Annotated in this window: 22 protein-coding genes; 13 read left to right on the plus strand and 9 right to left on the minus strand. The window is 73.3% G+C overall.

The window, feature by feature from the left end; genetic code table 11:
* Positions 1-32 precede the first annotated feature (32 nt).
* Together ACGFI1_RS30640 and ACGFI1_RS30645 are read left to right on the plus strand one after the other, a co-directional pair.
* Positions 33-740, plus strand: coding sequence for a MerR family transcriptional regulator (locus ACGFI1_RS30640; RefSeq protein ID WP_392790341.1), 708 nt, complete (start codon positions 33-35; stop codon positions 738-740).
* Between the two features lie 54 nt (positions 741-794).
* Positions 795-1,130, plus strand: coding sequence for a YnfA family protein (locus ACGFI1_RS30645; RefSeq protein ID WP_392790343.1), 336 nt, complete (start codon positions 795-797; stop codon positions 1,128-1,130).
* A 28-nt stretch (positions 1,131-1,158) separates the two neighbouring features.
* Here the strand turns inward: ACGFI1_RS30645 and ACGFI1_RS30650 are convergent, their stop codons facing one another.
* The 4 genes from ACGFI1_RS30650 to ACGFI1_RS30665 form a co-directional block, all read right to left on the minus strand.
* On the minus strand, positions 1,159-2,703 hold the full coding sequence (locus ACGFI1_RS30650) for a class I adenylate-forming enzyme family protein (protein ID WP_392790345.1): 1,545 nt from the start codon (positions 2,701-2,703) through the stop codon (positions 1,159-1,161).
* Between the two features lie 92 nt (positions 2,704-2,795).
* The gene (locus ACGFI1_RS30655) at positions 2,796-3,599 is read right to left on the minus strand and encodes an SAM-dependent methyltransferase (protein ID WP_392790348.1); all 804 of its coding nucleotides are present in this window, start codon (positions 3,597-3,599) and stop codon (positions 2,796-2,798) included.
* Between the two features lie 100 nt (positions 3,600-3,699).
* On the minus strand, positions 3,700-4,953 hold the full coding sequence (locus ACGFI1_RS30660; protein ID WP_240807560.1) for an RNA-guided endonuclease InsQ/TnpB family protein: 1,254 nt from the start codon (positions 4,951-4,953) through the stop codon (positions 3,700-3,702).
* An 80-nt stretch (positions 4,954-5,033) separates the two neighbouring features.
* The gene (locus ACGFI1_RS30665) at positions 5,034-5,522 is read right to left on the minus strand and encodes an Lrp/AsnC family transcriptional regulator (protein WP_386874472.1); all 489 of its coding nucleotides are present in this window, start codon (positions 5,520-5,522) and stop codon (positions 5,034-5,036) included.
* Between the two features lie 108 nt (positions 5,523-5,630).
* On the opposite strand from ACGFI1_RS30665, the gene pdhA reads away from it, so the two are divergent.
* From pdhA to ACGFI1_RS30680, 3 genes are read left to right on the plus strand one after another with little or no spacing between them, the layout of a single operon-like run.
* Positions 5,631-6,728 (plus strand): pyruvate dehydrogenase (acetyl-transferring) E1 component subunit alpha, encoded by a 1,098-nt coding sequence (gene pdhA, locus ACGFI1_RS30670; protein ID WP_392790350.1) that lies wholly within the window; start codon positions 5,631-5,633, stop codon positions 6,726-6,728.
* The gene (locus tag ACGFI1_RS30675) at positions 6,725-7,729 is read left to right on the plus strand and encodes an alpha-ketoacid dehydrogenase subunit beta (protein WP_392790353.1); all 1,005 of its coding nucleotides are present in this window, start codon (positions 6,725-6,727) and stop codon (positions 7,727-7,729) included. The genes pdhA and ACGFI1_RS30675 overlap by 4 nt, the downstream gene beginning before the upstream one ends.
* Positions 7,726-9,000, plus strand: coding sequence for a dihydrolipoamide acetyltransferase family protein (locus tag ACGFI1_RS30680; protein WP_392790355.1), 1,275 nt, complete (start codon positions 7,726-7,728; stop codon positions 8,998-9,000). Before ACGFI1_RS30675 ends, ACGFI1_RS30680 begins: the two co-directional genes overlap by 4 nt.
* Here the strand turns inward: ACGFI1_RS30680 and ACGFI1_RS30685 are convergent.
* Entirely contained in the window at positions 8,987-9,550 is a 564-nt protein-coding gene (locus ACGFI1_RS30685; protein WP_205719231.1) for a TetR/AcrR family transcriptional regulator, read from the minus strand. The two genes, ACGFI1_RS30680 and ACGFI1_RS30685, sit on opposite strands and share 14 nt — an antisense overlap.
* A gap of 166 nt (positions 9,551-9,716) precedes the next feature.
* On the opposite strand from ACGFI1_RS30685, the gene paaZ reads away from it, so the two are divergent.
* From paaZ to ACGFI1_RS30720, 7 genes are read left to right on the plus strand one after another with little or no spacing between them, the layout of a single operon-like run.
* A complete protein-coding gene (gene paaZ / locus ACGFI1_RS30690) occupies positions 9,717-11,759 on the plus strand; it encodes a phenylacetic acid degradation bifunctional protein PaaZ (RefSeq protein ID WP_392790357.1) in 2,043 nt (680 codons plus the stop codon).
* Positions 11,756-12,694, plus strand: coding sequence for a 1,2-phenylacetyl-CoA epoxidase subunit PaaA (paaA, locus tag ACGFI1_RS30695; RefSeq protein WP_392790362.1), 939 nt, complete (start codon positions 11,756-11,758; stop codon positions 12,692-12,694). The genes paaZ and paaA overlap by 4 nt, the downstream gene beginning before the upstream one ends.
* On the plus strand, positions 12,694-12,978 hold the full coding sequence (gene paaB, locus ACGFI1_RS30700; protein WP_138636472.1) for a 1,2-phenylacetyl-CoA epoxidase subunit PaaB: 285 nt from the start codon (positions 12,694-12,696) through the stop codon (positions 12,976-12,978). The genes paaA and paaB overlap by 1 nt, the downstream gene beginning before the upstream one ends.
* Before the next feature lie 8 nt (positions 12,979-12,986).
* On the plus strand, positions 12,987-13,859 hold the full coding sequence (gene paaC / locus ACGFI1_RS30705) for a 1,2-phenylacetyl-CoA epoxidase subunit PaaC (protein WP_138636473.1): 873 nt from the start codon (positions 12,987-12,989) through the stop codon (positions 13,857-13,859).
* Entirely contained in the window at positions 13,853-14,341 is a 489-nt protein-coding gene (gene paaD / locus ACGFI1_RS30710; protein ID WP_392790364.1) for a 1,2-phenylacetyl-CoA epoxidase subunit PaaD, read from the plus strand. Before paaC ends, paaD begins: the two co-directional genes overlap by 7 nt.
* The gene (paaE, locus tag ACGFI1_RS30715; RefSeq protein WP_392790368.1) at positions 14,342-15,418 is read left to right on the plus strand and encodes a 1,2-phenylacetyl-CoA epoxidase subunit PaaE; all 1,077 of its coding nucleotides are present in this window, start codon (positions 14,342-14,344) and stop codon (positions 15,416-15,418) included.
* A gap of 59 nt (positions 15,419-15,477) precedes the next feature.
* Entirely contained in the window at positions 15,478-16,218 is a 741-nt protein-coding gene (locus tag ACGFI1_RS30720) for a vWA domain-containing protein (protein ID WP_392790370.1), read from the plus strand.
* A gap of 35 nt (positions 16,219-16,253) precedes the next feature.
* Here ACGFI1_RS30720 and ACGFI1_RS30725 read toward each other — a convergent pair whose 3' ends face one another.
* Positions 16,254-17,786: an alpha/beta hydrolase gene (locus ACGFI1_RS30725; RefSeq protein WP_392790373.1), complete on the minus strand. Its 1,533-nt coding sequence runs from the start codon at positions 17,784-17,786 to the stop codon at positions 16,254-16,256.
* Complete coding sequence (locus ACGFI1_RS30730) at positions 17,783-18,919, minus strand: serine hydrolase domain-containing protein (protein WP_386874462.1); 1,137 nt, start codon at positions 18,917-18,919, stop codon at positions 17,783-17,785. Before ACGFI1_RS30730 ends, ACGFI1_RS30725 begins: the two co-directional genes overlap by 4 nt.
* A 248-nt stretch (positions 18,920-19,167) precedes the next feature.
* Here ACGFI1_RS30730 and ACGFI1_RS30735 point away from each other — a divergent pair, with 248 nt between their 5' ends.
* The gene (locus ACGFI1_RS30735) at positions 19,168-20,772 is read left to right on the plus strand and encodes a GMC family oxidoreductase (RefSeq protein ID WP_392790375.1); all 1,605 of its coding nucleotides are present in this window, start codon (positions 19,168-19,170) and stop codon (positions 20,770-20,772) included.
* 6 nt (positions 20,773-20,778) lie between these two features.
* Here the strand turns inward: ACGFI1_RS30735 and ACGFI1_RS30740 are convergent, their stop codons facing one another.
* Positions 20,779-21,222: a protein-tyrosine phosphatase family protein gene (locus tag ACGFI1_RS30740; RefSeq protein WP_138636478.1), complete on the minus strand. Its 444-nt coding sequence runs from the start codon at positions 21,220-21,222 to the stop codon at positions 20,779-20,781.
* The gene (locus ACGFI1_RS30745; protein ID WP_392790378.1) at positions 21,219-21,776 is read right to left on the minus strand and encodes a CGNR zinc finger domain-containing protein; all 558 of its coding nucleotides are present in this window, start codon (positions 21,774-21,776) and stop codon (positions 21,219-21,221) included. The genes ACGFI1_RS30740 and ACGFI1_RS30745 overlap by 4 nt, the downstream gene beginning before the upstream one ends.
* Positions 21,777-21,803 lie beyond the last annotated feature (27 nt).

Here is a 21,803-nt window from a genome sequence, read left to right on the forward strand (position 1 = left end):
TTCGAGCCGGGTCGAAGGCTTAGCGTCGGGGCATGACGACGATGCGGATCTCACAGCTGGCCGAGCGCAGCGGCGTCCCCGCGACGACGCTGCGGTTCTACGAGGACGCGGGGCTGCTGGCCGCCGACCGCAGCCCGGCCGGCTACCGGATGTACGGGGAGGACGCGGTCGCGCGGCTGGCGTTCATCGGCTCGGCCAAGCACCTCGGCCTCCCGCTGGAGGAGATCGGGGAACTGCTCGGGGTGTGGGAGGACGGTGCGTGCGCGGACGTGAAGGCCGATCTTCGTCCGCGCATCACCGCCCGTCTGGCCGAGGCCGAGCACCGGCTGGCCGAGCTGTCCGCGTTCACCGATTCGCTGCACGGCGTGCTCCGGAACCTGGACGCGCTGCCCGACCGGGCGGTCCCGTGCGACGCCGAATGCGGCTTCCCGAGCGGCGCCCGGCCCGCCGACGCGCCCGCCGAGCCGCCGATCGCGTGCTCGCTGACCGGCGAGGGCATGGCCGAGCGCGCGGCCGCCTGGCGGACGGTCACCGAGGGCGCCGTGCGGACGGAGTTCCCCGGCGGGCTGCGGCTGGCGCTGCCCGCCGACCGGGCCGCCGCCGTCGCGGAGTTGGCGGCGGCCGAGCAGCGCTGCTGCCCGTTCTTCGATTTCCGGCTCCGCTTCGCAGGCGAGATGATCGAACTGGAGGCACGGGCCCCGGCGGACGCCGCGCCCCTGCTCACCGACCTGTTCGCCTGAGAAAGAACGCCGCCGCCTGACGCCCCGTCCTGGCGCCCGCTCCGGAGGAGGCCCGTGCTCGTCGCCCGCTCGATCGCCCTGTTCGTCCTCGCCGCCGTCCTGGAGATCGGGGGCGCGTGGCTGGTCTGGCAGGGCGTGCGCGAGCACCGGGGCTGGACCTGGATCGGCGCGGGCGTCATCGCGCTCGGCCTGTACGGCTTCGCCGCCACGTTCCAGCCCGACGCCCACTTCGGCCGCGTCCTCGCCGCCTACGGCGGGATCTTCGTCGCCGGGTCGATCGCGTGGGGCGCGGTCGCGGACGGCTACCGCCCGGACCGCTACGACATCGCCGGCGCCCTCGTCTGCCTCGCCGGCATGGCCGTCATCATGTACGGCCCGCGCGGCGACTGACCCCGCCGAGCACCCCGCGACCCGGCGGCTAGGCGTCGCCCAGGTAGTCGGCCTTCAGCTGCGCCTTGTGGATCTTGCCGACGGGCGTCAGCGGGACCTCGGCGGTGATGGCGAACTGCCGGGGCACCTTGTAGTCGGCGAGGTGCTCGCGGCAGTGGGCGGCGAGCTCGTCGGCGGTGGGCGGCTCGGCGCCGGCGCGCGGGACGATGTAGAAGCGGCCGACCTCGCCGAGCACCGCGTCGGGGACGCCGATCCCGGCGGCCATCGCGACCTTCGGGTGCGCGGTGAGGACGTTCTCGATCTCGACCGGGTACACGTTGAACCCGCCCTGGATGTACATCTCCTTCTTGCGGCCGCGCAGGACGAGGTGGCCGTCCGGCTCCATCTCGACCATGTCGCCGGTGGCGAGCCAGCCGTCCGGCAGGAACACCTCGGCGGTCTCGTCCGGCATGTCCCAGTAGCCGGCGGTGACGCAGCCGCCGCGGACCTGGAGCTCGCCGGCCTCGCCCGCCGGGAGGACGGCGCCGTCCGGGCCGGTGACGCGGCCCTCGAAGTCGCCGATGATCACGCCGAGGGTGCGGGCGACGGTCTCGGGGTCGTCGTCCAGCCGGGACAGCACGCACGCGCCGGACGTCTCCGACAGCCCGTACAGGCCGTAGAGGGGCGCGCCGGGGAAGCCGCGGCGGATCGACTCGGCGAGCGCCGGCTCCACGTTCGACCCGCCCGCCATGCACAGCCGCACGGACGACAGGTCGTGGTCGGCGAAGTCGGGCCGGCCGAGCATCAGCACGTACATGGTCGGGACGGCGCCGAGGAACGTCACCCGGTGGCGCTCGATCGCGCGGAGCGCGCCGTCCGGGGAGAAGGCGGGCAGCAGCGCCACCGACCCGCCGCTGACCAGCGTGGCCATGACGGTGCAGGCGATGCCGCCGACGTGGTTGAACGGCAGGTGGCCGAGCAGCACGTCGGTGTCGCTCATCGCGAAGTGGTCGGCCTGCGCGCGCGCCGACGCCAGGATGCTCCCGTGCGTGATCACCGCGCCCTTGGGCCGCCCGGTGGTGCCCGAGGTGTAGAGGATCATCAGCGGGTCGGACGGCTCGACCGCGCCGCGCGCCGCCGCCAGCGCGGCCGGGTCGGCGGGCGCCGCGGCCATCTCGTCGAACCCTTCGCCGAAATAGACGTAGTCGGTGACGCCGGGCACCTGCGAGCGGAACCCCTCGAAGAACTCCGCGAAGTCGAAGCCGGGGACGGCGGGCTCGCTGACGACCATGCGCGCGCCGCTCTGGCCGAGCATGTACGACAGCTCCTGGTCGCGGTAGCGGACGCTGAGCGGCACGATGACGGCGCCGATCCGCGCCGCGCCGAAGAACACCGCCAGCCACTGCGGGGTGTTGAAGCCGAGGAGGCCGATCCGGTCGCCGCGCCTGACGCCGCGGGCCAGCAGCCCCGCCGCGACCCGGTCGGTCAGCTCGTCGAACTCGGCGTAGGTGATGGTCGCGTCGCCGTCGTGCAGGAACGCCTTGCCCCGCGCCGCCGCCTCTTCCAGCGCGGCCCCGACCGTGCTCGCCCGCATGCTGCCGCCTCCCCTTCGGCGCGTCGCCTACGACGCGTCCGATCCCGTCTCGTCCTCAACGATCACGTACTGGGAGCTTTCAGCCGACACCCTCAGTGCTTGCGGCCCACCCCCGCATAGAACCAGATCGGGAGGGCCTCTTCCAGGGTGATGGACCGTTCCGGGCGCCACAGCGGCGCCCAGACGATGCCCGGGTCGAGGAGCTCGAAGTCGCCGAACAGCCCGGTCACCTGCTCTTTGGTGCGGGCGGTGCCGGGCGCGGACGTCCGCTTGTAGACCTCGACGACCTTGGCGACCACGTCGGGGACGCCGTCGGCCGAGGCGTGGGTCAGCGCCAGGTGGCTGCCGGGGGCGAGCGCGTCGCGCAGCTCGGCCATGATGCCCTGCGGGTCGTCCTCGTCCGGGATGAAGTGCAGGGTCGCGACGAGCAGCAGCGCGATCGGCTTGCCGAAGTCGAGCAGCCGCCGGACCTCGTCGTTCTCCAGGATCTCGCGGGGGTCGCGGGCGTCGGCCTGGATCATCCGCGTGCCCGGGGAGTCGGCGAGGATCGCCCGCCCGTGCGCGACGACCTGCCCGTCGTAGTCGACGTAGGCGACGCGGGCGGCGGGGTTCACCGACTGCGCGATCTGGTGGACGTTCTGCTGCGTCGGCAATCCGGTGCCGATGTCGAGGAACTGGTCGATGCCCTGCTCGGCCAGGTACCGCACGGCGCGGCCGAGGAAGGCCCGGTTCTCCCGGAGCAGGGTCAGCAGCGTCGGATCCGCGGCGATCGCCTCGTCGGCGGCGGCGCGGTCGGCGGCGTAATGGTCCTTCCCGCCGAGGTAATAGTCGTACATCCGCGCGATGTTCGGGACGTTCGGGTCGAAACCGCTCGGCTGCGGGCGCTGACCTGCCACCAGTTCTCCTCACAGCCGCGGACGCGGGCCCGCGGCCCTACCAGGCTACGCGATCTTGACGTCCTCCCCCGCCTGAAGGCGGGGGATTCCAACCCGTCCCCTAGACGGAGAGGAGAGCGGGTTGAGGTTCGCGGTTCACCGGCCCACCCAACGGCGTGCCTCCCCGCGCGGCCACCGTGCGCCCCACGGCGGTGTCCTTGATGTTGCGGGCGGCGTTGACGTCGGCGTTGGCCAGGTACCCGCAGGCAACGCACCGGAACACCGCTTGGCTCTCGCGGTTGTCCCGGGCGCAGTGCCCGCAGCTGTTGCAGGTCTGCGACGTGTACGCCGGGTCGACCTTGACGACCCGTCCTGGCGCCTTGTGCTCCAACCGGGCCACCAGTTGCCCCCACCCGGCGGCCAGGATGCCCCGATTGAGCCCGGCCTTCTGCCGGACGCCCGCGCCGGGGGCATCGATGGTTCCCTTGGCGGACCGGGTCATCCCCCGCACGTTCAGGTTCTCGACGGCGATGACGTCGAACCGGCGGGCCAGATCCGTCGAGGTCTTCTCCACCCAGTCCTTACGGCGGTCGGCCTCACGCGCTTTCAGCCGGGCGACGGCGGCCTTGAGCCGGGCACGCCGGTTCGACCCCCGGCACGCGCGGGCCAGGCAGCGCAGCAACCGCTTCAACCGCTCGGCCTCACCCGGCGTCAAACCCGGTACGGTGCTGGTCTCGCCGGTGGACAGCGCGGCCGACACCGCCACACCCCGATCGACACCGACCGCCGCACCATTGCCCGGTGCGGGAACGGGGTCGGGGATGGCGGCGAACGCGACATGCCAACGTCCGGCGCGGTCGCGGATCACCCGGAACGACCTCACCCCCGGCGGGACGGGACGGGACCAGCGGAACCGCACCCACCCCACCTTCGGCACCCGCACCTCACCGGTACGGCGCGACAACCGCCGCACATCCCACGCCCGACCCCGGGCCCCGACAATCCGGAACCCCTCATGCACCCCCGCCTTCCGCCACGTAGGGCGGCGGTGCGTACCGGCGAAGAAGTTCGCCATCGCCTGCGCGAAGTCCTTGAGCGCCTGCTGCTGTACTGTCTGGGAACCGGCCGCCAGCCACGGATTCGCGGCGCGGGCCTCGGTCAGTTGGCGTGCTTGGGCGACATACCCCGGAGCGGAGCCGCGTCGCGGCGTCCACCAGGCATGCTGTTCCACGGCCAGGTTCCACACGTACCGGGCGTGCGAGCAATGCTCCAGCAGCCCCGCCTCCTGGGCAGGGGTCGGGCACAGCCGGTACCGGGACACGCTCCGCAACCTACCGACCACCACCGACAAAACCAGGAAACCACAGCACCGCATCGTGCCGCGTCCCCTCCCCGCCCTGAAAGACGGGGTCTCCACGCTCAGGTATCAGATGAACGCTCTTCACGCCGGATCGGTTACGCCGGATTCTCGTCAAAGATCAGCCAGGTGCGGGTGGAGCGCACCCCCTCGACGGCGTGGATGCGGGCGAGGACGACGTCGCGCAGCGAGGCGTTGTCGGGGGTGCGGACGAGCATGACCAGGTCGACGTCGCCGCCGACGAACGCGATGTGCTCGATGTGCGGCACGTCGCGGAGCCGCGCGGAGACCTTCCGCCAGGAGTTCTGCTCGATGTTGACCAGGACGTAGGCCGCCGTGCCGAGCCCCGCCCGGACGGGGTCGACCCGCGCGGTGAACCCGGTGATGACGCCGTCGGCGACGAGCCGCTCCACCCGCGTGTAGGCGTTGGAGCGGGAGACGCTGACCCGCTCGGCGAGGGCGCGCATGGACATCCGGCCGTCCGCGCGCAGCTCCCGGATGATCGCCTGGTCGAGGTCGTCGAGCGGGGCCGCCGAATGTCCGGTTTGCCCGTGACTGGGTACCGGTTCAGGAGACAGGTGGTCCATGAGAGCTCCGCTGGTTGGCCGAATGTCCTGGATTTGGGCCGTCTATTGAGACCTATGGCTGACCTGGTTCATATTCCTAGCACCGATCGAGTGCGGAGGTGGAGGCGGATGACGGGTCGGGTGGAGGCGCTGCTCCCCTCGGCGGAGCCCGTGCGGTTCCTGACCGACGGCGGCGCGGCGGTGCGCGGCAAGCAGCCCTACCCGGTGCCGGACCCGGAGCTGCTGCGCCGGGCGCACCGGGCGATGGTCGTCGGGCGGCGGTTCGACGCGCAGGCGACCGCGCTGACCAAGCAGGGCCGGCTGGCGGTGTACCCGTCCAGCCACGGGCAGGAGGCGTGCCAGGTCGGCTCCGTCCTCGCCCTGGAGGACGGCGACTGGTACTTCCCCACCTACCGCGAGTCGATGGCGCTGGTGACGCGCGGCATCGACCCGGTCGAGGTGCTCTCGCTGCTGCGGGGCGACGCCCACTGCGGCTACGACCCCGTCCGCCACCACACCGCGCCGCAGTGCACGCCCCTCGCGACGCAGACCGTCCACGCGGCGGGCGTCGCGTACGCGGAGCGGCGCAAGGGCACGGGACGGGTCGCGCTCGCCTGCGTCGGCGACGGCGCCACCAGCGAGGGCGACTTCCACGAGGCGCTGAACTTCGCCGCCGTGTTCAAGGCGCCGGTGGTGTTCCTCGTCCAGAACAACCAGTACGCCATCTCGGTGCCGCTGGAGCGGCAGACCGCCGCGCCCTCCCTCGCCCACAAGGGCATCGGGTACGGGGTGCGGTCCGAGCGGGTGGACGGCAACGACCCGGTCGCGGTGCTCGCCGTGCTGGCGGCGGCCGTCGAGCACGCCCGCGCCGGGCATGGACCGTTCCTGGTCGAGGCGCTCACCTACCGGCTCGAATCGCACACCAACGCCGACGACGCCTCCCGGTACCGGACGGACGCCGAGGCGGACGAATGGCGCGGACGCGATCCGATCGCCCGGCTGGAGCGCTACCTGCGCCGCCGCGGGCACCTCACCGACGCGGACGTGGCGTCGGCGTCGGCGGAGGCCGAGGAGTTCGCCGCGCGGCTCCGGGACCGGATGAACGCCGACCCCGAACTCGTCCCGCTGGGGATGTTCGAGCACGTCTACGGCACCCCGACCCCGCAGCTGGACGAGCAGCGGGCGCAGCTCCGCGCCGAGATCGAGGCCGAGGAGGCGCTGTCATGATCACGATGGCCCAGGCGCTGAACACGGCGCTGGCGGACGCCCTGGACGAGGACGAGCGCGTCCTGGTGTTCGGCGAGGACGTCGGCACGCTCGGCGGCGTCTTCCGCGTCACCGACGGCCTCGCCGCCAAGTTCGGCGACGACCGCTGCTTCGACACCCCGCTCGCCGAGTCCGGCATCGTCGGGTTCGCCGTCGGCATGGCGATGGGCGGGTTCCGGCCCGTCGTGGAGATGCAGTTCGACGCGTTCGCCTACCCCGCGTTCGAGCAGATCGCGTCGCACGTGGCGAAGATGCGCAACCGCACGCGCGGGCGGGTCACGCTGCCGATCGTCATCCGCATCCCCTACGCGGGCGGGATCGGCGGCGTCGAGCACCACTGCGACTCCAGCGAGGCGTACTACGCGCACACGCCCGGCCTGAAGGTCGTCACCCCGGCCACCGTCGAGGACGCGTACTCCCTGCTGCGTGAGGCGATCGACGACCCGGACCCGGTCGTGTTCATGGAGCCGAAGAAGCTGTACTGGTCCAAGGCCGACATCGGGCGGCTGGACCGGACGGAGCCGTTCGGCCGCGCCGCCGTCCGCCGCCCCGGCCGGGACGCGACGCTCGTCGCGTACGGGCCGAGCGTGCCGGTCGCGCTGGAGGCGGCGGCCGCCGCGAAGGACGAGGGCTGGGACCTGGAGGTCGTCGACCTGCGGACGATCGTCCCGTTCGACGACGCGACCGTGGCGGCGTCGGTGCGGAGGACGGGCCGCTGCGTCGTGGTCGGCGAGGCCGCCGGGTTCGCGGGCGTGGGGGCGGAGATCGCGGCCCGCGTCCAGGAGCGCTGCTTCCACAGCCTGGAGGCGCCGGTGCTGCGGGTGACCGGGTTCGACATCCCGTACCCGCCGCCGATGCTGGAGCACCACCACCTGCCGAGCGTGGACCGCATCCTCGACGCCCTCGACCGCCTCCAGCGCGACGACCGGCCCGACACGCGATACCTCGGAGGCGTGGCGTGAGCGCGACGGTCTTCAAGCTTCCGGACCTCGGTGAGGGGCTCACCGAGGCGGAGATCCTGGAGTGGAAGGTGTCGGTCGGCGACACCGTGACGACCGACCAGATCATCGTCGAGGTCGAGACGGCGAAGGCGGCGGTGGACGTCCCGGTCCCGATCGCCGGCACGGTCGCGGAGCTGTTCGCCGAGGCGGGCACGGTCGTGGACGTGGGCTCCCCGCTGATCGCGATAGCCGCCGAGAACGCCGCGCCCGCCACCGCCCCCGACGCCGCCGCCGAGCGGTACCGGGAGGAGGAGCGGGCCGGTTCGGGCAACGTCCTGGTCGGCTACGGGACGACCGAGACCCGCCGCTCCCGCCGCCGCGCCGCGCAACCGGCCCCGGCGCCCGCCCGTCCCGCGGCGGCGGCGAAGGACGAGGCGCCGCGCGTGATCTCCCCGGTGGTGCGCCGCCTCGCCAAGGACAACGGCGTCGACGTCGCCGCGCTCACCCCGACCGGCCCCGGCGGCGTCATCCTGCGCCGGGACGTCGAGCAGGCGATCGCGGGCACCGCCCCGCCCGCCGAGGACCGCCGGGACGCCGCCGACGTCGTGCGCGTCCCGCTGAAGGGCGTCCGGCGGACGATGGCCGAGAAGCTGTCCCGCAGCCGCCGCGAGATCCCGGACGCGACGACCTGGGTGGACGTGGACGCGACCCGCCTGGTCAAGCTCAAGAAGAGGCTCGCGAAGGCCGACCCGGACGCCGGCGTCGGCATGCTGGCCCTGTTCGCCGCGATCTGTGTGGCGGGGCTCCGCCGCTTCCCCGAGCTCAACGCCTACGTGGACACCGAGCGCGAGGAGATCGTCCGGCTGCCGCACGTCCACCTCGGGTTCGCGGCGCAGACCGAGCGGGGCCTGGTCGTGCCGGTCGTCCGGGACGCGCACCTGCTCTCGCTCGCCGACCTCGCCGCCGCGCTGCGGGCGCGGACGGAGGAGGCCCGCGACGGGCGGCTGTCCCCGAGCGACCTCACCGGCGGCACGTTCACGCTCAACAACTACGGCGTGTTCGGCGTGGACGGCTCGACCCCGATCATCAACCATCCGGAGGCGGCGATGCTCGGCGTCGGCCGGATCGCCGAGAAGCCCTGGGCGCACAAGGGGAAGGTGCGGCTGCGCCAGGTGACGCAGCTGTCGTTCACGTTCGACCACCGGGTCTGCGACGGCGGCGTCGCGGGCGGCTTCCTGCGGTTCGTCGCCGACTGCGTGGAACACCCCGAGATGCTGGTCAGTCGCCGGTAGCCGCCGCGCGGCGGCGCAGCCCGTCGAACGCGACCTTGCAGAGCGCGTCGGCGATCTCCCCCCCACTGGCGCCGCCGCGCGGCCTGTACCACTCGATCAGCGAGTTGACGAGGCCGAACAGAAGCCGGGCGGTGATCGCCGGGTCGATGTCGGCGCGGATGTCGCCCTCCGCCTCGGCCTGCGCGACCAGCGCGGCGACCAGGTGGTCGAACTCGCGGCGGCGGGCCAGCGCCCGCTTCTCGACGGCGGTGTTGCCGCGCACCCGCAGCAGCAGGGTGACGAACGGCTGCCGCTCGACGAGGACGGCGACGCTGGCGCGCACGAGGTGCTCCAGCCGGTCGATGGCGCGGCCCTCCACGGCGGCGGTCTCCTCGGCGGCGGCGAACAGCCCGTCGAGCGCCCGGTCGACGGCGAGCTGGAGCAGTTCGTCCTTGCCGGCGACGTGGTGGTAGATCGCGGACTTGCCGATGCCGAGCCGCTTGGCGAGCTCGTCCATGCTGGTGCCGTCGTAGCCGCGCTCGTTGAACACCTTGACGGCGACCAGCAGCAGCGACTCCTTGTCGTAGCCCGGCCGCCCCCGCCGGTTCGCCCGCCCGCCGCCCGTGTTGCCCACGGACCCATTATCGCAGCGCCGAACGCCGTTCAGCTCTTCTCCCGGGCCCGGTCCCCGGGTTAATATCTGACTGAACGGACGGTCAGTAATTCGAGGAGGCCCGATGGCTCCGCTGCCCAGTTACGTGTCCGGCGCGTGGCACGTCCCGCCGGACGAGGGCGCGCCGCTCACCGACGCCGTGACCGGGGCGGAGGTCGCCCGGATCTCCTCGACCGGCATCGACATGGGGGCCGCGCTGGAGCACGGCCGCCGCACGGGCGGCACGGCCCTGCGGGAGCTGACGTTCCACCAGCGCGCCGCCCTGCTGAAGCGGCTCGGCCTGCACCTGCGCGAGCACCGCGACGAGCTGTACGCGCTGTCGGCCCGCACCGGCGCCACCCTCGCCGACTCCCGCATCGACGTGGACGGCGGCATCGGCGTCCTGATGGCGTACGCGAGCAAGGGCAAGCGCGAGCTGCCGAACGACACGGTCCTGGTCGACGGGGACGTGGAGCCGCTCAGCAAGGGCGGCACCTTCGCCGGACGGCACGTCTGCACGCCGCTGCAGGGCGTCGCCGTGCAGATCAACGCGTTCAACTTCCCCGTCTGGGGCCCGCTGGAGAAGCTCGCGCCCGCGTTCCTCGCCGGGATGCCGAGCCTGGTGAAGCCCGCGCCGCAGACGGCGTACCTGTCCGCCCGGCTGGTCGAGCTGATCGTCGAGTCGGGCATCCTGCCGGAGGGCACGCTCCAGCTCGTCTGCGGCGACCCCGGCGACCTGCTCGACCACCTGACCGAGCAGGACGTCCTGGCGTTCACCGGGTCCGCCTCGACCGGGCGGCTGCTGCGCGCGCACCCGGTCGTGACCGGGCGGTCGGTCCGGTTCAACGCGGAGGCCGACTCGCTGAACTGCGCGATCCTCGGCCCGGACGCCCGCCCCGGCACGGCCGAGTTCGACCTGTTCGTCAAGCAGCTCGTCACCGAGATGACGGTGAAGGCGGGCCAGAAGTGCACGGCCATCCGGCGGGCGCTCGTGCCGTCCGACCTGATGGACGACGTGGCGCAGGCCGCGAGCGAGCGGCTCGCGCGGGTGAAGATCGGCAACCCGTCCGACCCGGACATCCGGATGGGCGCGCTCGCGACCCTCGAACAGCGCGAGGAGGTCCGCCGGCAGCTCAAGAAGCTCCTCGACGCGGGCCGGATCGTGTTCGGCGACCCCGAGAACGTCGAGGTCGCCGGCGCCGACGCCGAGCGCGGCGCGTTCATGTCCCCGGTCCTGCTGCGCGTGGACGACACCGCCCGCGCCGAGCCGCACGAGGTCGAGGCGTTCGGCCCGGTCAGCACCCTGCTCCCCTACGACGGCGCCGAGCAGGCCGTCGCGCTCGCCGCGCGCGGCCTCGGCAGCCTGGTCGGCTCGGTCGTCACCGCCGACCCCGTGTTCGCGCGCCGCGTCGTCCTCGGCGCCGCGCCGTGGCACGGGCGGCTGCTCGTCCTGAACGAGGAGGACGCGAAGGAGTCCACCGGCCACGGCTCCCCGATGCCGGGCCTCGTGCACGGCGGTCCGGGACGCGCGGGCGGCGGCGAGGAGATGGGCGGGATGCGCGGGGTCATGCACCACATGCAGCGCACCGCCGTCCAGGCCGGGCCGTCGATGCTGTCCGCGATCACCGGCCGCTGGACGCCGGGCGCGCCCCGCACCGAGACCGGCGAGCACCCGTTCCGCAAGCACCTCGAAGACCTGGCGGTCGGCGACACGGTCGTGGCCGGCCCGCGCACCGTCACCCTCGCCGACATCGAGCACTTCGCCGAGTTCACCGGCGACACCTTCTACGCCCACATGGACGAGGAGGCCGCCAAGGCCAACCCGTTCTTCGGCGGCCGGGTCGCGCACGGCTACCTCGTCGTGTCGTTCGCGGCGGGCCTGTTCGTCTCGCCGGAGCCCGGCCCCGTCCTCGCCAACTACGGGCTGGAGAACCTGCGGTTCCTCGCCCCGACGTTCCCCGGCGACGAGCTGACGGTGAAGCTCACCGCCAAGCAGATCACCCCGCGCGAGAACGCCGACTACGGGGAGGTCCGCTGGGACACCGAGGTCACCCGGCAGGACGGCGCCGTCGTCGCGCAGTACGACGTCCTGACGCTGGTCGCCAAGCGCCCGGAGGAGACGGCATGACGCAGGAGCACTTCGAGCGGACCATCGAGCGCGACCAGCGGATCGAGCCGCGCGACTGGATGCCCGACAAGTACCGGTCGACGATGATCCGGCAGATCGCGCAGCACGCCCACTCGGAGATCATCGGCATGCAGCCGGAGGGCCTCTGGATCACCCGCGCGCCGTCGCTGCGCCGCAAGGCGATCCTGCTGGCCAAGGTGCAGGACGAGGCGGGCCACGGCCTCTACCTGTACTCGGCCGCGGAGACGCTCGGCGCCGACCGGTCCGACCTCACCGCCAAGCTGATCTCCGGGAAGCAGAAGTACTCGTCGATCTTCAACTACCCGACGCTGACGTTCGCGGACGTCGGCGTGATCGGCTGGCTGGTGGACGGCGCCGCGATCTGCAACCAGGTGCCGCTGTGCCGCAGTTCCTACGGCCCGTACGCGCGGGCCATGATCCGGATCTGCAAGGAGGAGTCGTTCCACCAGCGGCAGGGCTACGAGCTGCTGATGACGCTCATGCGCGGCACCGACGCCCAGCGGGAGATGGTGCAGGACGCCGTGAACCGCTGGTGGTGGCCGTCCCTGATGATGTTCGGGCCGCCGGACGCCGACTCCACGCACACCGCGCAGTCCATGGCCTGGAAGATCAAGCGGCACACCAACGACGAGCTGCGGCAGCGGTTCGTCGACATGACCGTCCCGCAGGCCGAGGCGCTCGGCGTCACGCTGCCCGACCCCGACCTGCGCTGGAACGAGGAGCGCGGCCACCACGACTTCGGCGAGATCGACTGGTCGGAGCTGAAGCGCGTGATCAGCGGCGACGGCCCCTGCAATGCCGAGCGGATCGAGCGGCGCCGCAAGGCCCACGAGGACGGCGCCTGGGTGCGCGAGGCCGCCGCCGCGTACGCCGCGAAGCACACGAACCGGCACACCGGGAGGGAGGTGGCGTGATGGAGAAGGACTGGCCGCTCTACGAGGTGTTCGTCCGCGGCAAGCGCGGCCTGAACCACGTCCACGTCGGCTCGCTGCGCGCCCCCGACGCCGAGATGGCGCTGCGCAACGCCCGCGACCTGTACACGCGGCGGAACGAGGGCGTCAGCATCTGGGTAGTGAGGTCGGAGGACGTCACCGCGTCCAGCCCCGACGAGAAGGACCCGTTCTTCGCACCCAGCGGCGACAAGGTCTACCGCCACCCGACGTTCTACGACATCCCCGAGAACGTCCCCCATATGTGAGGCTTCTGATGTCGTCCGACAATCCGTTCGAGGCGCTCTCCGAGGAGAGCGACGACAGCCGCTGGGCGTTCGGCACCGGGTTCGACGACCCGCTCGCCGGGATCGACCCGTCCGTGCCGGACGGGGTCGACCGCGACGCGCTGGCCGCGTACTGCCTGATGCTGGGCGACGACGCGCTCGTCATGTCGCACCGCCTCCAGGAGTGGTGCACGCACGCGCCCGAACTGGAGGAGGAGGTCGCGCTCGCCAACATCGCGCTCGACCTGCTCGGCCAGGCCCGGCTGCTGCTGGCCCGCGCCGGCGTCGCCGAGGACAAGGGCCGCGGCGAGGACGACCTCGCCTACTTCCGGGACGCGTCCGAGTTCCGCAACGTCGGCCTCGCCGAGGCGGAGAACGGCGACTTCGCGTACTCGACCGTCCGGCTGCTGCTGTTCGCGACGTGGCGGCTCGCGCTGCTCGACCGGCTCACCGCGTCCGCGGACCCGGTCCTCGCCGCGATCGCCGCGAAGAGCGTCAAGGAGGTCGCCTACCACCGCGACCACGCCGCGCTGTGGACGGTCAGGCTCGGCGACGGCACCGACCTCTCCCACGAGCGCGCGCAGGCCGCCCTCGACGGCCTGTGGCCGCTGACCGGCGAGCTGTTCGCGACGCACGAGACCGAGCGCCTGCTGTCCGACGCCGGGGTGGGCGTCGACCCGGCCGACGTCCGCGACGAGTGCGACGCGGTCATCGGTGAGGTGCTTGCCAGGGCGACCCTGCGGCGCCCCGAGCCCGTGCCGCCCCACCTGGCAGGACGGGACGGCGCGCACTCCCCCGCGCTGGCCGCCCTGCTCGTCGAGATGCAGGGCCTCGCCCGCGAGCATCCGGAGGCGGAATGGTGAGCGCGCGCGCGGTCGCCGAGACCGTCACCGACCCCGAGCTGCCGATGCTGACGCTCGCGGAGCTCGGGGTGCTGCGCGACGTCCGGGAGGAGCCCGGCCGCGTCGAGGTGACGATCACCCCGACCTACACCGGCTGCCCGGCCCTGGACGCGATGCGCGCCGACCTGCGGCGCAGGCTCGCCGACGCCGGGTACGCCGACGTGGCGGTCCGGACCGTCCTCGACCCGCCGTGGACGACCGACTGGATCAGCGAGCCCGGCCGCCGCAAGCTCCGCGAGGCCGGGATCGCGCCGCCCGGCGCGGCGCCCCGCCGCGCGCCCGGCCCGATCCCGCTCACGCTCGGCCCGACCCGCGGCGTCCCGTGCCCGCGCTGCGGCTCGTCCGACACCGTCGAGCTGTCCCGGTTCGGCGCGACCGCCTGCAAGTCGCTGCGGCGCTGCGCGTCCTGCCGCGAGCCGTTCGAGCACTTCAAGGAGATCTGAGTGACGCTCACCGAGGTCGCACCCCGCCGCACCGGCTTCCACGCGCTGCGCGTCGCCGGCGTGGAGCGGCTGTGCGACGACGCGGTCGCGGTCACCTTCGAGGTGCCGCCGGACCTGGCGGACGCGTACGCGTTCCGGCCCGGCCAGTTCCTCACCCTGCGCCGCGTGATCGACGGCCGGGAGGAGCGCCGCTCCTACTCGATCTGCGCGCCCGCCGGGGCCGCGCCGCGCATCGGCGTCCGCGAGATCCCGGACGGCCTGTTCTCCGCGTGGCTGGTGCGCGACGTGCGTCCGGGCGACGTCGTCGAGGTCCTGCCGCCGTCCGGCACGTTCACGCTCGGCACGCGGACCGGGCACCATGTGCTGATCGCCGCCGGGTCCGGGATCACGCCGGTGCTGTCGATCGCCGCGTCCGCGCTCGCCGACCCGGACGGCCGCGTCACCGTCCTGTACGGCAACCGGAGCAGCGGCACCGTCATGTTCGCCGACGAGCTGGCCGACCTGAAGGACGCGCACCCCGACCGCTTCGAGCTGGTGCACGTCCTGTCCCAGGAACCGCGCGAGGCGGAGCTGTTCAGCGGCCGCCTGGACGCCGACCGGCTGCGCACGCTGCTCCCCCTCCTCGTCCCCATCTCCGACGTGGACCACTGGTGGCTGTGCGGGCCGCTCGGCATGGTCACCGATGCCCGCGACGTCCTCCAGGGGTTCGGTGTGCCGCGCGAACGCGTCCACCAGGAACTCTTCTACGTGGACGAGCCGCCGCCCGAGCCGATCCGGAGGCAGGACGCCCCCACGGGCCCGGCGTGCGAGGTCACGGTCGTCCTGGACGGCCGCTCGTCGACCCTCACCCAGCCCCAGGACGCGACCGTCCTCGACTCCGCGCAGCGCGTCCGGCCCGACCTGCCGTTCGCGTGCAAGGGCGGCGTGTGCGGCACCTGCCGGGCCAAGGTCGTGGAGGGCGAGGTCGACATGCGCCGCAACTTCGCGCTCGACCCGGCGGAGGTCGAGGCCGGCTACGTCCTGACCTGCCAGTCGGTCCCGGCGACCGCACATCTCACCGTCGATTACGACGCCTGACACGCCGGGACGGCCGGATCCGGCAGAACCCTGCACTGACCTGGCATAACAGTGCATTCTTGGACGTCCAGATCGCCTACCGGGAGCGCCTCATGCCCATCAGCCTGGACAAGGTCCAATCGACCGCACCCGGCCTGGTCAGCCTCTACAAGGCCGCCAAGGTCAACCTCGAAAAGCGCGGGCTCGGCGGGGAGCGCGCCGCCGTCTACCTGGTGCTCGACCGGTCCGGGTCGATGCGCCGCTACTACAAGGACGGGACCGTCCAGCACCTCGCGGAGCAGGCGCTCGCGCTCTCCGCGCACCTGGACGACGACGGCGTGGTCCCCGTCGTGTTCTTCGACAAGGTCGCGCACCCGCCGGTGGATGTGAGCCTCACCCGCTACCAGGGCCGGATCAACGAGGAGCACGAGCGCCTGGGGCACATGGGGACCACGAACTACGCCGCCGCCATGCAGGCCGTCATCGACCATTACCGGGCGAGCGGGGCCACCGCGCCCGCGTACGTCATCTTCCAGACCGACGGGTCGCCGGACTCGCGGACGGCGGCGGAGAAGACCCTGTGCGCCGCATCCACGCTCCCGATCTTCTGGCAGTTCGTCGGGTTCGGCGACGACGCGTTCAAGTTCCTGCGCAAGCTCGACGACCTGCCCGTCCCGCGCAAGCGCGCGATCGACAACGCCGACTTCTTCCCGGCCGGCCCGGAGCCGAGGAGCATCGCCGACGACGACCTGTACGGGCGCCTGATGAACGAGTTCCCGTCGTGGCTGACGGAGGCCCGCGCCGCCGGCATCCTCCGCTGAGGAGCCGGACGGCGCGGTGCTCCCGCCGCGCCCGGTTACTCGGGGGCGCAGACGAGGTCGCGGGACGGCAGGCGGCCGGTGGCGAGGTAGTCGTTCGTCCGGTCCCGGACGCACGCGTTCGGGTAGCCGCGCTGGTAGGGGGCGTGGACGTTCGCCCGCAACGTGATCATCCGGCTGCCGGGAAGCATCCGGTGCGCGACCTCGTTGCCGGCGTAGGTGGTGCGGGTGTCGCCGGTCGCGGCCACCATCAGCGCGGGCAAGGGCCCGACGCCCCGGACCGGCGGCTCGGCGGGACGCACCGGCCAGAACGCGCACGGGCTGATGCCGTGGCCCACCGGCGCGAACAGGGGGCTGTCTCCGCGATGCCGCTGGACGTCCCGCCAGTAGACCTCGGGGTCGCGCGGCGCCGCCACGTCCCCGCAGATGATGGCGCTCTGGCCGCTGCCGTACCGCGACTCCGCCCCGGTCAGCAGGAAGGTGAGTTCCGCGTCGAGGTCGGGGGTGGGCTGCGCGGGACGTCCTGCGGCGGCGTCCGCCAGCACCCGCACCGACGCGGCGAGGCTCGCCCGCGCCTCGTCCTCGTCGGTGCCGAGGTTGTCGAACAGCACCACCGGCAGCATCGTGTCGTCCAGGCGGTGCCGGCCGACGGCGAGCGGCGCGCGGGCGGACGCCGCGTAGATCCGCTCCACGGTCGCCAGGACGTCGCCGCGCGTCTCCCCGAGCCCGTACATCGCGTGCCGCTGCGCCGCCCACGCCGCCCAGTCGCCGAGAGCCCGGTCGTTCGCCCGTCCCATGGTGGCGATGACGCGCGGCCCCCAGGACAGCGTGTCCTGCGAACTGTCGAGGACGACCCGGTCGAGCCGTCCCGGGAACATCGCCGCGTAGACCTGGCCGAGGTAGGTGCCGTAAGAGCCGCCGTTGTAGGACACCTTCCGCTCGCCGAGCACACCGCGGACGACGTCCATGTCACGGGCGATGTTGCGGGTGCTGATGTACGGGAGCACGTCGCCGTTCGTCCGCGCGCACCGCTGTGCCAGGTCCTTGGCGAACGCGACGGACCGGTCGAACGAGCGGCGCGTCGCGCCCGCGCCCTTGATCCACGTGCCGGCGGGCCAGCCGCAGTCGACCCCGCCGCTCCGGCCGAGGGAGCGCGGGTCCATCCCAACGAGGTCGTAGCGCGGGCCCGCCGCGCCCATGACGCCGCGCATGTAGGGCGGCAGGTCGAGCGACGGCCCCGGCCCGCCGCCGTTGAGGATCATCGTCCCGACCCGGTGCCGGGTGTCGGACGCCGCGAGCCGGGAGATCGCGACGGTCATCGTCCGGCCGTCCGGCCGGGCGTAGTCGAGCGGGACGGTCACGTCGGCGCACCGCGCGCCGGCCTTGTCGAGTTCGGCGCCGACCTCGTCGTCCGGGCCGAGCGTGCACGCCTTCCACGTGAGCCGCTGCTGGTAGAAGCGGTCGAGGCCGTCGCCGCGCTGTCCGGCCGGGGCCGCCGAGGCGGCCGGGGCGAGCAGCGCCAGCGCGGCGGCCGTTCCGGTCAGCGCCGCCGCCCATCGGATCGTCCTCATGCCGCCTCCTCGCACAGGGCGGCCTGGACGACGTCCAGTTCGCCGGTGAACGCTTCGAAGGTCGACGGGTTCTCGTTGAAGGCGACCGCGACGCGGCGTCCGGACGGCGCCGTGCCGGAGATCGCGGTGAAGCCGTCGATGTCGCCGGCGTGGCCCCACCAGTCGCCGCCGCAGCGCAGCGGCGTCCCGATCAGGCCGAGGCCGTACCGCGCGCCCTCCCACACGCGGTCGGGGTCGGCGGGGACGGCCCGCTTCATCTCCGCGAGCATCGCCGGGGGCAGCAGCCGCCCGCCCATCAGGGCCCCGAAGAACGCGCTGACGTCGCGGGGGCTGGAGATGAGCGCACCGCCCGCCCCGCCCGCCGACACGTTCATCTCGGTGTAGTCGGTGTAGGAGCCGTCCTCCTCGCGGACGTAGCCGCGCGGGTGCGGTCCCCGGATCCGGGTCTCGTCACCGGGCCAGTAGGTGTCGTGGAGCCGCAGCGGCTTGATGATCCGGTTCGAGACTTCGTCCTCCACCCCGTGCCCGCTGACCTTCTCCACGATGAGCCCTGCGATCACATAGTTGGTCGTGGAGTAGTGCCACCCGGGGCCAGGTGGCGGCAGCGTGAGCGCCCGCGCGACCAGTTCCTCCGGCTCGAAGTGCCGGAAGCGGAAGTCGTCGGTGCTCTCGAAGGTGTCCATGTGGTCGGGCAGGCCGCTGGTGTGCCGCAGCAGGCTCCGCACGGTGATCTTCCGTCCGTCGTAGCCGCCGCGGTCGAGCAGGCCCGGGAGGTAGCGCTCGACGGGCGCGTCCAGCCGGACGCGGCCCTCCGCCGCCAGCGCGAGGACGGTGGCGGCCGTGAACGTCTTGGTGATGCTGCCGATCCGCCCCCGCAGGCCGGCGCTCATCGGGCGGCCCGTCCGCCGGTCGGCGACGCCGCTCGCGTGCGTCCACGTCCCGCAGCGCGGGTCGTCGACCCGCACCGCCGCGCCCGTCAGGCCGTGGACGCCCGTCATGCGCTCCAAGGCGGTCCGCAGGACGTCATGGTCGCCGCAGCGCGCGCGGGCGGCCCGTGCCGGCGGCGCCGCCGCGGTGGCGGCGATCGCGGCGGCTCCCAGCAGCAACGCGATGATCCGGTGCATTCTGGTCATGTCCTCGAACGCTAAGCGGGCGCGCTCCCCTGCACACTGGTGTGATCTCCCTGACCGGGGGTGGGGCCAGCCCCCGTCCCGGCGGACGCGCGGGGATTCCGGTCATCGGGACAGGGGTTGGCGGCGCATTCCGGTCCTTCTACGATCGGCGCACCCATTAGTCGCCCTCGCGGCGGCGCCGACCGGGCCAGGCGCGGGCCCTCGACTGGGGTCGTCCGCGCGTGCGCGGACGCCGCTGAGAGGAAGACATGGACCAGACCGCTGACTACGTCGTGGTGGGGGCCGGGAGCGCGGGGTGCGTGCTGGCGCGGCGCCTGGCCGACTCGGGGGCGAGCGTCGTCCTGGTGGAGGCGGGCGGCCCGGACCGGACGCCGCTGGTCCGCAAGCCGGGGCTGATCGCCGTCTTCCACAACGTCCCGCAGCTGAAGAAGAAGCTGGACTGGGGCTTCTACAGCACCCCGCAGGGCAGCGCGCTCGACCGGAAGATCCCGCAGACCCGGGGGAAGGTCCTCGGCGGCTCCGGATCGATCAACGGGATGCTGTTCGTGCGGGGGCACCGCAAGAACTACGACGACTGGGCGGCGGACGGCTGCCCCGGCTGGGGCTACGAGGACGTCCTCGCCAGCTACAAGCGCATGGAGAACTGGGAGGACGGCGCCAGCGAGCTGCGCGGCGCCGGCGGCCCGATCCAGGTGACCCGGCAGCGCGACCTGACGCCCGCCTCCGAGGCGTTCATCGAGTCGCTGATCGAGACGGCCGGGGTGAAGCGGAACGACGACTACAACGGCGAGGAGCAGGAAGGCGCCGGCATCTTCCAGCAGAGCGTCGACAAGGGCCTGCGCTACAGCTCGTCCGTCGGCTACCTGGACGACCACGGCCTGTCGAACCTGACCGTCCTGACCGGCGCGACCGTCGGCCGCGTGACGATCGACAAGGGCCGCGCGACGGGCGTCGAGGTCGTCACCAAGAAGGGCAAGGGGACGATCCGGGCGTCCAAGGAGGTCATCCTCGCGGCGGGCGCGTTCGGGTCGCCGCACCTGCTGATGCTGTCCGGCGTCGGCCCCGCCGCGCACCTGCGGGAGCACGGCATCGAGGTCCACGCGGACCTGCCCGTCGGCGACAACCTGCACGACCACATGTTCGTGCCGATGACGTTCATCATGGACACGGCCCGGCACCGGGGCACCGCGCCCTACTTCGCCAAGGGCGTCGCCAAGGAGTGGACGAAGGGCGGGACGTGGGTGGCCCGCAGCGTGTTCGAGGCGGTCGGGTTCGTCCGCAGCGGGCAGGCCGGGGACGTCCCCGACATCCAGATCCACGCGCTGCCGTGGTCGTACCCGTTCCCGAACCAGGACGCCCCGGTGCGGCACAAGGTCGACAAGCGGCCCGCGCTGACGATCATGCCGACGCTGATCTACCCGAAGAGCCGCGGCACGGTCCGGCTGGCGTCCGCGGACCCGGCCGCCGCGCCGGTGATCGACCCCGGCTACCTGTCCGACCCCGACGACGCCCGGCTGCTGCTGGACGGCATCGAGCTGGTCCGCGAGGTGATGAACAACAAGATCATCGCCGGGGACGTCAAGGCGGAGCTGTCGCCCGGAACGTCCTACCCGGACCGCGCCGCGCTGGCGAAGGAGCTGCCGAACCGCGCCACGACCGTCTACCACCCGGTCGGCAGCTGCCGGATGGGGTCGGACGAGCGCGCCGTCGTCGACCCGGCGCTGCGGGTCCGCGGCGTCGAGGGGCTCCGGGTCGCGGACGCGTCGATCATGCCGAGCATCATCGGCGGCAACACCAACGCCCCCAGCATGATGATCGGCGAGCACGCCGCGACCCTGATCCTCGGCGCCTAGCGGCGCCTACCGGCCGGCCGGGAAGCGGGCGACCCAGCGGCGCTGCCAGGGCGTCTCCACGGCGCGCGGGTGATGGTGCTCGCGCGCCCAGGCGACCGCCCCGGACGGCTCGACCCCGGCGAGGACGGCCAGGCAGGCGACGACGGTCCCGGTGCGCCCGATGCCGCCGCCGCAGGCGACCTCCACCGCCTCGCCGGCCCCGGCCCGCTCGTGCAGGGCGCGGATCTGCCGGACGGCCTCGTCGCGGTCGCGGGGCAGCCGGAAGTCGGGCCAGTCGAGCCACGCCGACTCCCAGCGCAGCTCCGGCTCGTGGCGGCTCCGCAGCTTCGCGGTGCCGAGGTAGAGGCCGAACGCGGGCTCGGGCCCGCCCGGCGCCGGGTTGCGGAGCCCGCGTCCGCGGATCCAGGCGCCGTCCGGCAGCCGGATCGCGCCGTCGAGCGGGGCGGTCACCGGGTCACCGCCTGGCGGCGGGCGCGGTGGTTGGCGACGTTGAGCCGGTTCCCGCACCGCTCGGGCATGCAGAAGCGGCGGCGCCCGGCGCGGCTGGCGTCGGCGAACACGCCCGCGCAGCCGGGGGCCTCGCACGCCCGGAACCGCTCGTGGCCGAGCGCCCGGACGAGGCCGAGCAGCGCGACGCCCGCGACGGCGGCCAGCTCCCCGACGAGCGAGGCGTCCCGGACCGTCGGTACGTACCACTGCCACCGGCCGGACGGGTCGCGGCGCAGGACCGGGGCGAGCCCGGCGTGCCCGGCGAGCAGCGCCGCGCCCTCCACCGCCCGCTCCTCGGTCTCGGCCTCCAGCACGGCGCGCACCTCGCGGCGCAGGAAGCGGACCTTCTCGACGTCTCCGGCGTCGGGCGTCCGGAATCCGAGCGACGGTGGAAGGAGCCGGGCCAGCGCGCCGGCGTCCGCGAGCGCCTCGCTTCCCCGCACCTCGGGCGAGGTCGCCACCAAGGCGTTCACGACCTCGACGCCCTTCGCGTAATCAGCGAGAGGGATGAGCATCAGATGTCCTCCTGTAAGGCTTACAAG

The sequence above is a fragment of the Actinomadura geliboluensis genome (assembly GCF_043197915.1).
Classification (GTDB): domain Bacteria; phylum Actinomycetota; class Actinomycetes; order Streptosporangiales; family Streptosporangiaceae; genus Spirillospora; species Spirillospora geliboluensis.